Origin of the sequence: Myxosarcina sp. GI1 (assembly GCF_000756305.1) — a bacterium.
Classification (GTDB): Bacteria; Cyanobacteriota; Cyanobacteriia; order Cyanobacteriales; family Xenococcaceae; genus Myxosarcina.
Map to the genome: position 1 here is coordinate 1 of NZ_JRFE01000003.1, position 15958 is coordinate 15958.

The window sequence follows — 15958 nt, forward strand, 5'->3', positions numbered from 1 at the left end:
TCGAATCTTTACCCAAACCGCCGAGAAGTTCGTCATTACCGCCAAATCCTTCCAAACTGTCATTTCCACCCAAGCCAAAAATTGAGTCACTGCCGCTACTGCCCAAGAGAGTATCGTCTGCTGCGGTACCTAAAAGTTCTAGAGGCTGAAACCCAAAGACAACATAGGCAGTTCCTCGATTATCATCACTAGCAGCAGGCGCGCCTACAATTAGGTCATTTAAACCATCGCCGTTAATATCGCCTGCATTACTCACTCCCGTACCCAAACTATCTGAATCATCTACGCCCTGGATGGCAGCACCTCGATCGCTATTTATATCGGCTAGGTCAACACTGGCAGTAAAGCCTTCCTCCTTACCAAAAACAATATAAGCTTCTCCTTCATTACTATAGGCATCACTAACATCGGCATCGGGTGCGCCTACAATAATGTCGTCAAAACCATCACCATCAACATCTCCTGCACTACTGACTGCCGTACCCAAATTATCGTAACTACCCAAACCTATGACACTAAATCCATTACTGCCATCGAGACTATTGAGATCGAATTCGGGCGCAAAACCATTACTACCGCCAAAGATAACGTAGGCTTCTCCTTCACTACTGTAGGCACCACCAACATTGACATTAGGCGCACCAATAATTATGTCATCAATACCATCACCGTTAACATCTCCAGCACTACTAACTGCCCTACCCAAATTATCGTAACTATTTAAACCGCGAACGACAAAACCATTACTGCCATCAAGATTATTGAGATCGAATTCAGGCGCAAAACCATTACTACTGCCGAAGATAACGTAGGCTTCTCCACGACTACTACTATACTTGTAGCCATAGGGGCTGGTAATTGCTTCTCCAGCATAAGATGCCCCAATAATCAGGTCGTCAAAACCATCGCCATTGATGTCTCCTGCATTACTAATAGCTTCACCCAAATTGCCGTAACTGTTTATACCTGGAACTATAAAACCATTATTCCCATCGAGGCTATTAAGATCGAAATTGGCGGTCAAACCATTAGAATTGCCAAAAATAATGTATACTTCCCCTTCACTACTGTAGCCATCACCAAATTTGGCATTAGGGGCACCTACAGCAAAATCATCAAAACCATCGCCATTAATATCGCCAGCACTACTTACGGCGGCACCTAAATTATCGGAACTATCCAAACCTTTAAGGCTCAAACCATTACTGCCATCGAGACTATTAAGATCGAACTCAGGCGCGAAACCACTAGTATTGCCAAAAATAACGTAGACTTGACCACGATTATCGTTATAGCTATAACCCTCAGAAGTAGAAACTGTTTCTCCTGCAAAAGGCGCGCCTATAATTAGGTCATCCAAACCATCGCCATTAATGTCTCCTGCATTACTTACCGCTTCACTCAAATTATCTAGATTTTCTAAACCACGAACGACAAAACCGTTGCTGCCATTGAGATTATTTAAATTTAGCGTGGCATTAAAGCCATTAGCATTACCAAAAACAATATATGCTTCACCCTGATAGCTACCATAGCTATCAGGGTTGTAACTAGACAATGCCGTTCCTGCTTCGGGCGCACCTATAATTAAATCGTCAAAACCATCGCCATTAACATCTCCTGCATTACTTACCGCTTCGCCCAAATTACCAAAATCGCTCAAGCCAACGATCGCAAAGCCATTTTCACCATCCAATTCAGTTAAATCTAATAAAGGACTAACCATCTTTAATTTTTTTATTGCTCTATAACGATGTGACTGTTCTAATTTAACTTCACTTTTTCATCTCGACGATATTGAAATCAAAGATAATATAGATTAAATCAAGCTGTTATTTAAGGCGAATAAAATAACTGTAAAAAATTAGCAGCGATCGCCTTACTGAAGAGTTCGATATAATATTTTTGCAGGAAAATATTTCTCTGAAATTAAATTAGTAATGACACGAATTTTTTTAGCGATCGCCTCTGTTTATGGCGGATTGTCAGTAGTTTTTGGTGCGTTTGCCAGTCATGCCCTGAAAAATAAATTGAGCGATCGCGCTTTAGAAATTTGGGAAACTGGCACTAAATATCAAATGTATCATGCTCTAGCTTTACTGATGGTAGCTTTGCTGCTGAGTCGCGCCGCTTCATTACCTACTGCCTTAGCAATTTCAGGTTGGGCTTTTATAGTCGGTACAGTTATTTTTTCTGGTAGTTTGTATGCTCTGGCATTAAGTGATGTCAAGTTTTTGGGGGCAATTACGCCTATTGGTGGTGTAGCTTTAATTGCAGGTTGGATTAGTTTGTTCGTTGCCGCCTGGGAACTATAGTCGTTCCAATTAATTTCCTTGTGTTCCAATTTATCGTTTCGAGGGAACAGGGAACAGTGAACAATAAGTAGTACGTTTTCCCTATGGTTTTATTTGGAATGACTATAAAACAGTTGTAGCTTAATGAGATGGGTTTTCTGAAGATGATTCTGCTTTAGTGTCTCTGCGATCTATCGTCTCCACCTTCATTGATTCTAACTGGTAATTGCGATCGAACTCTACGCGATCGATCTCTAAAATTTGTTCGGGACGATAAAATTTTGTTTTCGTTTCTAATTGATGTTTTCCTGCTTCAAAAAATTGTTGAGCTTGGGTTGGTGTAAACAAACCTTTGAGAGGGGAAGTAGATTGTGCGGCTACTGTTTTTATCCAACCGAGCGTTAGAGAACTAGATTAAAAAATCGCAACTATAATTTTAGATGAAAACCCTCGCTCTGTATTCATGTCAATCTTAAGTTTTATCTACTAACAATTTTAGCTACTAAAACAATTAAAAATAGCGAGTAAAAAGTTTCTACTCTTGCCTCTTGCCCGTTCCCCGTTCCCCGTTCCCCGTTCCCTGAAGCCTAAATTACTTTTGACTTTTACTATACTTGCTAATTTCTAAAATTTTTTTATTAACCGAGTTACCATCTTCTGGCACAATATCAATTAGTTTCAGCCAATCGCAACTCAGAAATCTGCCGAAGACAGTGCCTACCTCGCTGTTAGAACCTTCGGACTTTAGCAGGGGTTTCGAGCAATCTCAACAATTATTTTTAAGACTTTTTATGCGTATTGCCTTATTTACAGAAACTTTCTTACCAAAAGTTGATGGTATTGTTACTCGCTTGCGCCACACAATCGAACATCTCGAACGTAACGGCGATCGCGTTTTAGTAGTAGCTCCCGAAGGAGGTATAACTGAATACAAAGGGGCAAAAGTATACGGAGTGCCAGGTTTACCCTTGCCACTGTACCCAGAATTAAAATTAGCTCTGCCTCCTATCGGTACGAAAAATGAGCTAGAAGCTTTTCAACCAGATTTGATTCATGTGGTCAATCCCGCCGTCTTGGGTTTGGGAGGAATTTACTATGCCAAAACCATGAATATTCCGCTGGTTGCTTCCTATCACACCCATCTACCACAATATTTACAACATTACGGCTTGGGAGCTTTAGAAGGAATACTCTGGGAATTGCTTAAAGCCGCTCACAATCAGGCTCGGTTAAACTTGTGTACTTCTACAGCAATGGTAGAAGAACTAAGCGAGCGCGGTATCGAACGGGTAGATCTCTGGCAGCGAGGGGTAGATACAGAAATGTTTCAGCCCCATTTAGCCTCTGTACAGATGCGATCGCGTCTATCTCAAGGTTATCCAGACAGTCCTTTATTACTTTATGTGGGTAGAGTCTCGGCAGAAAAACAAATAGATGAAATTAAACCGATCTTAGAAGCCATTCCCGAAGCGCGTCTGGCAATTGTCGGCGATGGTCCTTACCGAGAGGCATTACAAGCAAAGTTTGCCGATACCAATACGCATTTTGTCGGCTATTTACAAGGTTTAGAACTTGCCTCTGCTTATGCTTCTGCCGATGCTTTTATCTTTCCTTCCCGTACCGAAACTTTAGGGTTGGTTTTATTAGAAGCTATGGCTGCGGGGTGTCCCGTAGTGGCGGCAAATTCTGGCGGTATTCCCGATATTGTTACCGATGGAGTTAACGGTTATCTATTTGAACCAGACGATCCTCAAGGTGCCATTAAAGCCACTAAAGCTTTGCTAGAAGCTACAGACATTAGAGAACAACTGAGGCAAAATGCTCGTAGCGAAGCAGAACGTTGGGGCTGGGCAGCAGCTACTCGCCATCTACAAAATTATTATCGTCATGTAGTAAATACTGAATTGTTATTTCCTGCGGCTTAAAAAAGCTATAAGCCATAAGCTATAAGCTAAACAAGAGATTTTCTCTGGTTAGCATTTGGTTAAGCTCCCGACAAGAAAGCACTTATCGCCAAATTAGAGTCAATAGCGTACCTAACAAAACTCAATGCTAGATTTTAAAAATAAAACTATTATCATTACAGGAGCTTCTAGGGGAATTGGCAAAGTTTTAGCAGTAAAGCTAGCAAGGCGGGGTGCAAATCTGGTTTTAGCAGCACGCGATCGCGAGGCTTTAGAAACTACTGCAAGTGAATGTATCAAAGTCGGAGCTAAGGCAATTGTCGTCTTTACCGATGTAACTAGTAAAGAAGGTTGTGAAAAACTGATAGCAGATAGTGTGGCGGCTTTTGGCACGATCGCCTGTTTGATAAATAATGCAGGGATATCTATGTGGGCGCGGTTCGAGGAAATACAAGATCTCTCGATGTTTGAAAAGCTAATGCAGGTTAACTATCTAGGTGCGGTCTACTGTACTTACTATGCTTTACCCTACCTCAAAGAATCTCGCGGTTTACTGGTGGCTGTGTCTTCTCTGACTGGCAAAACTGGCGTTCCTACTCGCAGCGGTTATGCAGCTAGCAAACATGCCCTACAGGGCTTCTTTGATTCGCTACGCATCGAGTTAAAAGATACGGGGGTAGATGTTTTAGTTGTTTCTCCTGGTTTTGTAGCTACAGATATACGCGATCGCATCATCGGCTCGAAAGGAAAACCCGTTCGAGCTACTCTAAATAAAGAACGGCACTCTATGTCTCCAGAGTTATGTGCGGATTTAATAATTGAAGCCATGAGCCAACGCCGACGCGAACTAGTAATGACTTTTAAAGCAAAGTTAGGTTTATGGTTGAAGTTGTTAGCTCCCAATTTAGTAGACAAAATTGCGGCTCGTGCTGTTAGTTCCCAAAACAATTGACGGGAAAAATCCTTACGCCGTATGTGACTTTAGATTTGAAAAAGAAAATCTTATCTAAGATGACAATGCTTTCAATCTTGATGGAAAAATGTTTATTACAGTTGGGTACAGTTTCTTCCAGGACTGTCCTGGACACATAGTCAAATGTCTGTCGAGGCGATCGCTCGTTAAAATATTTGCGATCGCTTTGGTTTTTACTGGCGATTAATTAATTGAACTAAAGACTAAAAACTCATTTAAATTGTATTGTTGCTAAAAATTCTCAACCCAACAAATCCAACTAACACGATGAAACCTAACGTTCTGCGAAAATAATTAACGCCTTGAAATAGTTCAAGCCACGCCCAGGTAAACAAAGAGCCAAAAGCTATTAGGTCTAATCCTACATTAATCAAGCCAGTTGTAAAGATTAGTTTGAGCAAACTAGCTACACCCCAAACAATAATAGGTAGGTTTGGTGGTTGTACAATCACAATATTTCCATTGCTGTCACGAAAGAATTTGTCGAATAATGTCTCTTTTTCCATAGTCTCTACGCTCGTATTTATTATTTAGTTTCACAGTTAAAAGAAAGACAAACACGACTCTAAAGAGAGATTTTTTAAATTCTACCGATCGTAAGTTTTTTAAATATAATTTGTTCGTGGCGATCGCACTATCGAGCAGATTGTTAGTGTTGAGATTAAGCAAGAGAAATTAGTAAGAGAGTTGTTGCAGTTGGTTCAGTATGAACGGTCAACACTTGCGCGTTCCCTAGCGTCTTGAAAAGACGCGGGGTCGCTCGTCAAATTTATGGAGGTGTCGAGCTAGTATGTGCAGTTCATCCCTATGAATACAGAGGGGGATAGCTGCCCCGATTATCTTGAAAGACTCAAACGGCGATCGTACAAGTACGCCGTTTGAGTCTAATTCATCTTAAAGTTTGGTAGTTTTGAATACTTTTTATTGCTTTTTATTTGCATACTGTATACAAACAAGATTATAAATATTAATCTATTGATAGTATATCGTAAAATTTAGAGCAATCTGATTATTAGACTCGCACCAATAAAAAATTTTTTCTATTGCTAAGATATCCAACAATGATTTGATTTGTGCCTGCTCGTCCTTAACTTTATTATTATGACTACTCTACTAATTAAAAATATTCATACCCTAGTAACTATGGACGAAGCACGGCGCGAGATTCGTCATGGTGCGCTGTTGGTTAGAGACAATGTTATCGAGCAAGTGGGAACGACAGCGGAATTACCAGATACTGCCGATGAAATTATAGATTTACAAGATAAACATATAGTCTTGCCTGGTTTAGTAAATACCCATCATCATTTTTTCCAAACCCTAACCCGCGTTACCCCCGCAGGGCAAAATGGCGATTTGTTTCAATGGCTGACGGCACATTATTCCCTGTGGCATAAATTAACCGCAGCAGGGATGTATTATAGTTCGCAGATGGCAGCCGCAGAGTTAATTTTATCTGGCTGCACCACCGCTAGCGACCATCATTATTTATTTCCCAATGACTGCGTCCTCGACGAACAAATTCGCGCTGTAGCAGAAATTGGTCTGCGGTTTCATTCCAGTCGTGGCAGTATGAGCGTGGGGGAAAGTCAGGGAGGGTTGCCACCAGATTTCTTAGTAGAGAACGAAACCGATATTCTCAAAGATTCACAGCGGCTTATCGAGCAATATCACGATAATTCGCGCTATTCGATGCTGAGAATTGTCCTCGCTCCCTGTTCGCCTTTTTCTGTATCTCAAGATTTAATGAAAGAGTCGGCAGCAATGGCGAGGAGTTATCCAGGAGTAAGACTGCATACCCATTTGGCAGAAACTAAAGGAGACGTAGAGTATAGCCTGTCAAAGTTTAATTTAATCCCTGGAGACTATGCCGAGTCGGTAGGCTGGTTGGGAGACGATGTTTGGCACGCTCACTGTGTTAAGTTGAGCGATCGCGCGATCGTTCAATTCGGACAAACTGGTACTGGTGTGGCACACTGTCCCTGTAGCAATATGCGTTTGGCAAGCGGTATCGCGCCAATTCGTAAAATGTTAAATGCCAAAGTTCCAGTCGGTTTGGGTGTAGATGGAGCGGCTTCAAACGATGCTACAAATTTACTGCACGAAGCCCGTACTGCTTTTTTACTCGCTCGCGTTCGAGACGAGTCGGCAGCAGTCATGACCGCTCGCGATGCCTTAGAAATTGCCACCAGAGGCGGAGCGAAAGTTTTAGGCAGAGATGATATTGGCTATCTCGCTCCAGGTATGGCAGCCGATTTTATCGCTATTAATTTAGATCGCCCTGGTTTTGTAGGTACCCAACAAGATCCAGTAGCGGCTTTAATTTACTGTCAAACCGACTATGTAGACTACAGTTTTATTAACGGTAAAAAAGTAGTAGATCGAGGTAAATTAACTACTGTAGAATTAGCAGCTTTACAAGAAAAAGCTAATGATATGGCAAGGGAATTAGTTATGAAATAAACACTTTACAGCTAAAAAATGACTTAACAAAAAAATCTTTAATGGTAACTTGGACATGAAGGCGATCGAGCAAACGAAGCAACTTATAATTTACCCTTTAGCACCATTAATATAAGCCTTCGTCAGTTCGCAATTGGGAGCATTAAAAAACTGTTCTGCAGGAGCAAACTCGATGAGTCTACCGCAGCCATTATCGATCCAAAACAAAGCTGCATAGTCAGCAATGCGTTTTGCTTGAGCTAAGTTATGAGTCACGATAACGATCGTGTAATTATATTTTTGACGCAGAAGAACGATTAAATCTTCAACAATACCACTAGCTATAGGGTCTAAGGCACTGCAAGGCTCATCCATCAAAAGAATTTCGGGTTGTAATGCTAGGGTGCGAGCGATACACAGTCTTTGTTTCTGACCTCCTGAAAGATTTAAAGCACTATCTCGCAAACGGTCTTTAACTTCCGACCACAAGCCTACATCTTGTAAAACTCTTTTTACTACGCGATCGCGCTCTTGCTTATCCCTGACACCATGTTCTTTAAGTGGGAAAGTAATATTTTTCTCGATCGACATGGGGAAAGGATTGGGTTTTTGAAAGATCGTGCCGATGCGCCGACGCAAGGCAGTAGTGTTAACTTTAGGGTTAAGTATATCAAGCGTTCCTAGTTGAATACGACCAGAAACGGTACAGTCGGGAATTAGATCGCTGAGACGGTTAAGACAGTTAAGAAAGCTACTTTTACCACAACCCGAAGGTCCGACTATGGCAACGATTGAATTTTGAGGAATAGAGAGGGTAATGTCTTGGAAAGCCAGCCTATGCTCATAGCGTAAGCTTAATTGTTGAATTTGCATCACAGGCTGAATATCAGCTATTTTATGATGAGAAAAATTCTTAATCGATTTAGTCATAACTATGATTGTATCTATTTGCTAACCAAGCAGCGATCGCATTAATTAGCAACAAAATTAAAATTAAAACTAAAGCCGAACCATAAGCATTCGCATCTCCTCCCGTAACGTTCATCGACAGATCGAAAATGTGAATCGATAGGCTACGACCAGAATCTAACAAAGATGTGGGCATACGATCTACATAACCACTGGTAAAAATCAAAGCAGCGGTTTCGGCGATCGCCCTACCAATTCCCAAAACCAAACCGACTAATAGTCCTGGAATAGCTGCGGGTAATAGTAAATGCCATATAGTGCTGGTACGAGATATACCCAAAGCAGCAGAACTCAAACGATACTCATTAGGAACTGCTCTCAAGCCTACTTCAGAAGCACGAATTAAAATTGGTAACACCATACAGGCTAAAGTCAAGCCCCCAGATAAAATCGAAAAACCCAACCCCAAGGTTTGGGAAAAAAAGGCATTGCCGAACAAACCAAAGACAATTGAAGGTACTCCTGCCAAGACATCTAAACTACGACGAACCAATCTGCCAAACCAGTTTCGTTCTGAGGTAAATTCTGCCAGCAAAATTGCCGTGCCAATACCAATGGGTAAAGATACAGCCAAACAAACCGCCAAAATTAGCAGGGTAGAAACCAAAATTGGAGCAATGCCCCCTTGTCTTCCCGTATCTAAGGGAGCGGTAGTCAAAAAAGCCCAATTAAGTCGCCCGATGCCACCTCGCACGATATCTCCCAAAATCCAAATAAAGATAGCGGTAACTGATAACGGCACTACCCAGAATAAAAAACTGACTATTCTATCTATACCTTGCTGTTTTTGAGAAATCATCACACCTTTCTCTCAACTAACTCTATGGCGATCGCCAGAAAAATAATTACGCTCAACAGCAATAAACCACTGACAAATAAAGCAGAACGATGGTTATCTAAAGCGTAAGCCATTTCCAGAGCAATATTAGCCGTTAGAGTCCGAACGGGGTCAAAAATACTATCAGGGATTTGTACTACATTGCCACATACCATCAAAACTGCCATAGTCTCGCCAATTGCTCTACCTACTTCCAAAATTACTCCTGTAAGAAGTCCCGCTTTGGAAACAGGTAACAAAATTTGCCAAATTATTCCCCAGCTTGATAAACCCATTGCTGCTGCACCTAGTAAATATTCTTGAGGTACTTCTGCAAAGGTGGCATCAGCAACCAAAGCAATAGTCGGCAAAATCATTAAAGTTAGAATAGCAATTCCCGCTAACAAACTCGTCCCTGGAGGATGAAGCCGAGTGATTAGCGGTACTAACACCACCAATCCCCAAAAGCCATAGACTACCGAAGGGATACCCGCTAATAGTTCGATTAAACGACGATAGCTACTGGCAATCGCTTTAGGTGCGTAATACTGACAAAACAGCGCAGAAATAATACCCAGGGGAGTGGCTAGTAAAACCGCACCAGTAGTAGTAAAAGCCGTTCCCCAAATCATCGGCACTAAATTGTAAGATTTTTCGTTAGGATTCCAGGTTTTATCGGTAAAGAAAGCCTTAATTCCTACTTCTTGCAGTGCGGGTAAAGCTTCCTTCAAGAGAAAACTTAAAATCAATACTATAATTGCACCAGCGATCGCGGCTAAGATTTTAAGTAGCCCAACTAAAAATAAATCTTTATAGTGTCTTAACCAATTGGTCAGAAGAGATGGGGACAAAATTTTGAGCTTCGACAAGGTTATGAACTTTCTCCGATTGGGCAAATTCGATAAATTTTTCAGTCAAGCCAGAAGGTGTTTCTGTTGTTACCAAGTTTAATGGGCGTGATAGAGGAAACGAGCCATCGCGAACGGTTGCGGTACTAGCATCTATTCCTCCTACCGATAACAATTTTAAAGGAACACCCGCGTCAATATCTATTTCTGCTGCCCCAATGGAAACATAACCGATCGCATTTTTATTCCCTGCAACGGTTTTAATCCCCTGTTGATTGTCCCCAATAATGACATCAGCTTGAATTTGAGAATTTTCTAACTCAAAGTATTCCAAAAATAGCTCTAATGTCGAACGACCTTCTGCTTTGTTAACGACGGTAATAGGCGCATTATTTCCACCTACTTCTTGCCAATTATCAATTTTACCCGTATATATATCTACTACCTGTTTGTTACTAAGGCTAGAAACGGGGTTGCTGCTTTCTAAAATAATGCCAATGCCATCAAGCGCGATCGCATAGCTTTGATATCGCTCGGTTTCATTCTCTTCTAAACTTCGCGAAACCATACCAATATCGGCTAACCCTTGGACTGCATCAGCCAAACCACGAGAAGATCCCCCTGTTTGTACATCAATTCGTACTTCTGGATGTTCTGCCTCAAATTTTTTGGCAATTTCACTCGCTAAAGGGGCAACCGTACTCGAACCAGTTAGAGTCAATTTCTGAGATTCCAAACTAGCAGAATTTTGGCTACAAGCCGTCAGTCCCAATCCTACAAACAAACTAAAAGCTAATAAACTCAAAAACTTTTCGGTCATTTCAATTGTTAATGTTCTTTTAATTATTTATTAAACCTTTTTTTACTGAATTTTTTCTGAGAAATTAAGTATTGTCGGATTAACGAAAAAAAAGTTAATTTGGTTCTGTTCGATTTATTAGGCTGTTTTCAACAGATAGTGTAGCAAAAGTGGAAATATGCTAAATTTCTCTTCCAAACTCGTACTTATTAATGTATCAACCAATTATTAAATCGTGTGGCTAGCTGGGAATCGATGTGTGGCACATTCACTAGATTAAGTTGAGCGATCGCGCGATCGCACCAATTTGTAAAATGTTAAATGCCAAAATTTCAGTAGGTTTGGGTATAAATGGAGCGGCTTCCAATTTTATCGCCCTGGTTTTATAGGTACGTAACAAGATCCAGTAGCAGCTTTAATTTGCTGTCAAACTGACTATGTAGAATACAGTTTTATTGACGGCAAAAAATAGTAGAGCGAGGTAAGTTATCTACCGTATAATTAGCAGCTTTACAAGAAAAAGCCGAACGCATAGCAAGGAAGTTAATTGTTAAATAAACACCTTTACAGTCAAAAAATAATCGTCAAATAAACAATACTATTCTTTGCTAATATAATATTGCTAGTTTAATAACTTTGCTCTTATACTCACTTTATTGCGTTTGGTTAAATATTGCAACTTCCTAATTTTTTTTATTCAATATTTAAGCTATAAATTTCGTTTGCAAGTAATGATTTTCAATAGTTATTTTATTTTAATACTAGCAATACATTAAAGAATAAAAAACGAGACGAGCACGAGTATTGTTTTATTATTTTTGATTTTAGCTGTTTTCTATAACATACAGCGATCGTAGTTTTTAAAACTTAATAAACCAATAGTATTATACTGTATACAGCAATACTTTCTCAACCAAATAACAATGCTAACTTCGATCGCTAAGATTATTAGGTGTGAGAGTTAAAATGAAACCATTCAGATTGAGATTGTGGTGTTTATTATCAAACAGCAACAATTTTGCTAACAGTCCAATTTTTATATTTTTCCCACTATTTTTATTGTCATTTTTAACAAGATCGACTTTAGCTTCAGAAGTGAAAAGTTTTACCGAAAGTAGAGTTGAGACTGAAGATAACACATCTGCTACCATAGCTGAAATTGAGTTTTTAGCTGAAGATCTAGATACTTCAGAAGATTTTGCCTTGGAACCACAGCCAGAAGTTCCTAATGGGATGTCACAGGTAACTAATGTCAACCAGTTACGAGATGTCGCTCCAACTGACTGGGCTTACGAAGCTTTGAGAAGCTTAGTCGATCGCTATGGTTGCATTGCTGGTTATCCCAACCAAACATTTCGCGGTAGTCAAGCTATAACCCGTTACGAATTCGCCGCAGGCTTAAATTCTTGCTTAAACCAAATAGAGCGGTTAATTGCTTCCTCCAGTGCTGTTTCTAGAGAAGATTTAGACACCATCAATCGCCTGAGCGAGGAATTTGCTGCCGAACTAGCAGCCATAGGAGGCAGAGTCGATAATCTTGAAGGTAGAGTTGCTGTTTTAGAAGACAACCGATTTTCTACTACTACCAAACTTACAGGAAATATCTTTTTTAATATTACAGGTGCTACGGCTGAAGATGATGTTCTCGCCGAAACGAATGATTTGAATACCCCTCTAACCATCAGACGTGGTGCGAGGGGAGCAGATGGCGAACCTATAGTTAGTGATATTACTAGCGATCCAGAAATTACCTTTAGCTATTATTCCTGGATTAACTTTAATACTTCTTTTACAGGAGAAGATATTTTAGTTACTCAATTGGTAGCAGGTAATGCTAATTCTCCTGCCAATACCTTTATTTCCGCAGGACTTTATAATACCTTTGGCGTTCCCTTTACCGACCAGACTGGCGCGCCAGAAGCCAGCAGCGTCGCTGTTCGCGAGCTATTTTATGACTTTCCCATTGGCGAAAAATTGCGGGTAGTAGTGGGACCTAGAATCAACTGGTATCGCTATTTTGATAACAATGCCTATACCCTTTTTCTCAATGGAGCCAGTAGCTATAACTCTAGCGGTGGAACTTTAGTTAATGCAATCGATCGCGGTTCGGGAGCGGTAGTAACTTACGACTTTAATGATTTTCTAACTTTCAAAGTTGGTTATTTAGGAGAGAATACGGAATTTTTACCTTCCGAGTTTTATAATACTTCGTCCGATCCTAATAAAGGTTTTTTTAGTGCCACACAAACTATTACCGCCGAAATAGATTTAGAGATTGCCGATAAAGCTAATATTCGTCTGCTCTACACGCGATCGACTTTAGATAACAATCAACCAATACTTGATGCTGCTGGAAACATTACTGGCTTTGGTGTCGGTGGTGCTACGGGCGAACCGATTTATGGTGTTGCCGACGATGGCTTTGGCGGTACCATTGGCGATGCACCTGCCGATACTTTTGCAGTTAGCTTTGATTGGACAATTTTGGATTGGCTCGGCGTTTTTGGACGCTACAGCTATGGTAGTACCAGCATTTTTCCCAGAAATCCAGCTTTAGATGATGGCGAAGTTAACGCTCAAGCTTTCCAAGCAGGAATAGCGTTTCCCGACTTAATTAAGGAAGGGGGTTTGGGAACTTTTTCTTTTGTCATTCCCTTTGATGTCATAGACGGCGAAGAGTTTTTGGTTTCTGGTGCGGGAGATGGCGGCACTCAATATGAGTTTGAAGTAACTTTGCACTATCCTATTAACGATAACATTGCCATAGTTCCAGCTTTTTATTTAGTCGCCAATCCCAATAACTTTGAAGACAATCCTAATATTTATGTGGGTAACGTGAGATTGCAGTTTGGATTTTAGGGCGTTTCGCGAAACGCCCCTACTAAAATTTCGTATGTTGCAAACATTTTTTAATCGGTATAACTACGTACTCGTTACTTTCTCTCGTTCCTGCCGTAAATATTGGCACCATTTGGCAGCCAAACCAATATCGGTAAAGGGAATCTGTAACGAGTCGGCAGCATTGCGACTGAATTTAAGAGCGGCTTTTCCTTTAGTAGGAATTCTATCAAACTCTACGACGCGATCGCCTACCATTAAGTCTATTGCGGTAACGTCATCAAGGAAAAAACTCTCTAAATCTACCATGCCCTTACGAGTAGGCTTGCCCCAAGTCAACTTTGCATCTTTTTGTCCTAGTACGGCATAAATATCATATTTGGCTTTGTCGAACCGTTCTGCCCAAACTTTATAAGCCTCTAGCTTTTGATATTCATTCCAGCCACTCCAAGCCAGCCAAATAAACGCTAGCAATAACGGTAGCCAGAGTAATCCTCGTTCCATTTTGCATCCTCTATTAATAAAAACTTCCTTAGTTATTCTCTATCGCTTCGTAAATTAAAAATTGAAAATTCAAGGAAGTTCAATTTACTATGAAAACCAATTTATTCAACATCTTGCTGGCGGTAGAACTTAGTTTGGGAATATTGGCTTATGCTAATTTTGCCGAAGCTGAACTTCAACTTAATACTTCTAGTTTAACGGGACAGGTATCTCGTCCTACCAGTAAAGATCGACCTCAACTTTTCCAGGAGCAATGAGCAAGTAACACTCTCGCAGCTAAATTATTGTCGCTGTTCACTGTTCATTAAATTTCTGTACTATCATGAAGCCTGTACGCGTATGACACGGGCTGGTTATTGCGGTAACGGTATTAGTCATACTAAAAGACGGCAGGTTAACTGATGTTTACGATTGCCTGGGAATACAGCAACCAGAACCGAATAGCGGACTGATGTTTTAAGCAGTTTGGGGTGCAGATGGTGCTTTAGTACTCGCCCATACTTGTTTTCTATCTTTTTTTCATCTTTTTAAAACCACTTGGAGGTTTGAATACCTAATGTATTTTTTAATGTAATCTAATAAAGCATAAATAAAAACTGTAGTTCCCATCATTTCTAAAGTTTCTTCGAGAGTAGCAACCATTGCATAAATTAAATTCTTCTCACTTTTATTTTGCATCACATATATTTTTGCACCAATCATTTCTATACCAAGCGCGCCGACTATAAATAGCATTCCTGCGAATAAAAATAAAAATCTAGTTTTTTGTGGTAGCCTTTTAATAAACTTCAAATAAAATAGAATAAAAATAACAAGTAGAAACATGACTGGAATTATCCAAGCATAGTAAAAAAAGCCAGTAGTATTAAGTAAATTGCGAGTTGTTTCAATACTTTTTTCATGAATAGAGATTGCTTCATCTACAGAAAGATATAAAAAAATTAGAGATAAAGTAGTCCAATGAAATCGATAGCGATCGCTCCTGATGTGTTTATTTATAGCAATAACAGCTAGTAACAAACTGCAAAATAACAAAGACAAAGAAGAATAAGCCGTAGGCAGATTTTTTTCATTATTTAGATAAAACAGTTTAATTAGTATATTTTCGTTGCCATCAGCCAAAATATATTTATACATTTGTCCCACGGTACTAATTACGACCAAAATAATTACTAATAAAGTAATTATTTTAAAAATCGTCTTAGGCTCAAATCTAATTTCTAAAAGTTTTCGCAATTCAAAAGAAACCGTTATAATAAGCGGCTGCTTTGCTGTACTGGATTTTTTAAGAAAATTATTGGCATTGTACTCTTGGGGTTCAATATCGTACATTTTTAAACTATTGTTAATTTAATGTTAACTTTCGATAGAACCACAACTTGTTATTAATGTCAAAAGCTTGTACTCAATCAAAAATTTTCAAACCTAACCGAAACTAGGATTTTAAATTAAGCAATTTTAAGACAAAGAGCGATCGCTCAAGTCAATAGCCTTGAGAATGCTCGAATAACTTCTCAAGAGTCAGACTGTGAAATTTATCTCGATCGAGTTTTGGTAAAAAGCGAAACTA

At 39.8% G+C, this 15958-nt stretch carries 16 protein-coding genes; 7 read left to right on the forward strand and 9 right to left on the reverse strand.

What is annotated here, in order from left to right:
• Window positions 1-1726: integrin alpha (locus tag KV40_RS00880; protein ID WP_036476984.1), on the reverse strand; the 1726-nt coding region annotated here is incomplete at its 3' end.
• Between the two features lie 214 nt (window positions 1727-1940).
• Here KV40_RS00880 and KV40_RS00885 point away from each other — a divergent pair.
• Window positions 1941-2315: a DUF423 domain-containing protein gene (locus KV40_RS00885; protein ID WP_036476986.1), complete on the forward strand. Its 375-nt coding sequence runs from the start codon at window positions 1941-1943 to the stop codon at window positions 2313-2315.
• A 120-nt stretch (window positions 2316-2435) separates the two neighbouring features.
• On the opposite strand, the gene KV40_RS00890 is transcribed toward KV40_RS00885, so the two are convergent.
• The gene (locus KV40_RS00890; protein WP_036476987.1) at window positions 2436-2642 is read right to left on the reverse strand and encodes a hypothetical protein; all 207 of its coding nucleotides are present in this window, start codon (window positions 2640-2642) and stop codon (window positions 2436-2438) included.
• 443 nt (window positions 2643-3085) lie between these two features.
• Here KV40_RS00890 and KV40_RS00895 point away from each other — a divergent pair, with 443 nt between their 5' ends.
• The gene (locus tag KV40_RS00895; protein ID WP_036477227.1) at window positions 3086-4219 is read left to right on the forward strand and encodes a glycosyltransferase family 1 protein; all 1134 of its coding nucleotides are present in this window, start codon (window positions 3086-3088) and stop codon (window positions 4217-4219) included.
• Window positions 4220-4343: 124 nt separating this feature from the next.
• Window positions 4344-5150 (forward strand): SDR family oxidoreductase, encoded by an 807-nt coding sequence (locus KV40_RS00900; RefSeq protein ID WP_036476988.1) that lies wholly within the window; start codon window positions 4344-4346, stop codon window positions 5148-5150.
• Between the two features lie 236 nt (window positions 5151-5386).
• Here KV40_RS00900 and KV40_RS00905 read toward each other — a convergent pair whose 3' ends face one another.
• On the reverse strand, window positions 5387-5677 hold the full coding sequence (locus tag KV40_RS00905; protein WP_036476989.1) for a hypothetical protein: 291 nt from the start codon (window positions 5675-5677) through the stop codon (window positions 5387-5389).
• Window positions 5678-6272: 595 nt separating this feature from the next.
• Between KV40_RS00905 and KV40_RS00910 the strand changes: the two genes are divergently transcribed.
• Window positions 6273-7634: an 8-oxoguanine deaminase gene (locus KV40_RS00910; RefSeq protein WP_036476990.1), complete on the forward strand. Its 1362-nt coding sequence runs from the start codon at window positions 6273-6275 to the stop codon at window positions 7632-7634.
• A gap of 90 nt (window positions 7635-7724) precedes the next feature.
• On the opposite strand, the gene KV40_RS00915 is transcribed toward KV40_RS00910, so the two are convergent.
• Genes KV40_RS00915 through KV40_RS00930 form a run of 4 tightly spaced genes read right to left on the reverse strand, consistent with a single transcriptional unit; the run spans window position 7725 to window position 11067 of the window.
• Complete coding sequence (locus KV40_RS00915) at window positions 7725-8543, reverse strand: phosphate ABC transporter ATP-binding protein (protein WP_052055235.1); 819 nt, start codon at window positions 8541-8543, stop codon at window positions 7725-7727.
• A complete protein-coding gene (gene pstA / locus KV40_RS00920; protein ID WP_036476991.1) occupies window positions 8536-9381 on the reverse strand; it encodes a phosphate ABC transporter permease PstA in 846 nt (281 codons plus the stop codon). Before pstA ends, KV40_RS00915 begins: the two co-directional genes overlap by 8 nt.
• Entirely contained in the window at window positions 9381-10250 is an 870-nt protein-coding gene (gene pstC / locus KV40_RS00925) for a phosphate ABC transporter permease subunit PstC (protein ID WP_216595483.1), read from the reverse strand. Before pstC ends, pstA begins: the two co-directional genes overlap by 1 nt.
• Complete coding sequence (locus tag KV40_RS00930; RefSeq protein ID WP_156113897.1) at window positions 10210-11067, reverse strand: phosphate ABC transporter substrate-binding protein; 858 nt, start codon at window positions 11065-11067, stop codon at window positions 10210-10212. The genes pstC and KV40_RS00930 overlap by 41 nt, the downstream gene beginning before the upstream one ends.
• 1074 nt (window positions 11068-12141) lie before the next feature.
• On the opposite strand from KV40_RS00930, the gene KV40_RS00935 reads away from it, so the two are divergent.
• Window positions 12142-13905 (forward strand): iron uptake porin, encoded by a 1764-nt coding sequence (locus tag KV40_RS00935; RefSeq protein ID WP_253274121.1) that lies wholly within the window; start codon window positions 12142-12144, stop codon window positions 13903-13905.
• Window positions 13906-13968: 63 nt separating this feature from the next.
• Here the strand turns inward: KV40_RS00935 and KV40_RS00940 are convergent, their stop codons facing one another.
• Window positions 13969-14388, reverse strand: coding sequence for a hypothetical protein (locus KV40_RS00940; RefSeq protein ID WP_036476995.1), 420 nt, complete (start codon window positions 14386-14388; stop codon window positions 13969-13971).
• Between the two features lie 89 nt (window positions 14389-14477).
• Here KV40_RS00940 and KV40_RS34490 point away from each other — a divergent pair, with 89 nt between their 5' ends.
• Window positions 14478-14645, forward strand: a complete 168-nt coding sequence (locus KV40_RS34490; protein ID WP_156113898.1) for a hypothetical protein — start codon at window positions 14478-14480, stop codon at window positions 14643-14645.
• A 55-nt stretch (window positions 14646-14700) separates the two neighbouring features.
• Window positions 14701-14790, forward strand: coding sequence for an ADYC domain-containing protein (locus KV40_RS37145; protein WP_371260756.1), 90 nt, complete (start codon window positions 14701-14703; stop codon window positions 14788-14790).
• A 117-nt stretch (window positions 14791-14907) separates the two neighbouring features.
• Here the strand turns inward: KV40_RS37145 and KV40_RS00945 are convergent, their stop codons facing one another.
• Window positions 14908-15720, reverse strand: a complete 813-nt coding sequence (locus KV40_RS00945; RefSeq protein WP_052055236.1) for a hypothetical protein — start codon at window positions 15718-15720, stop codon at window positions 14908-14910.
• Between the last annotated feature and the right edge of the window lie 238 nt (window positions 15721-15958).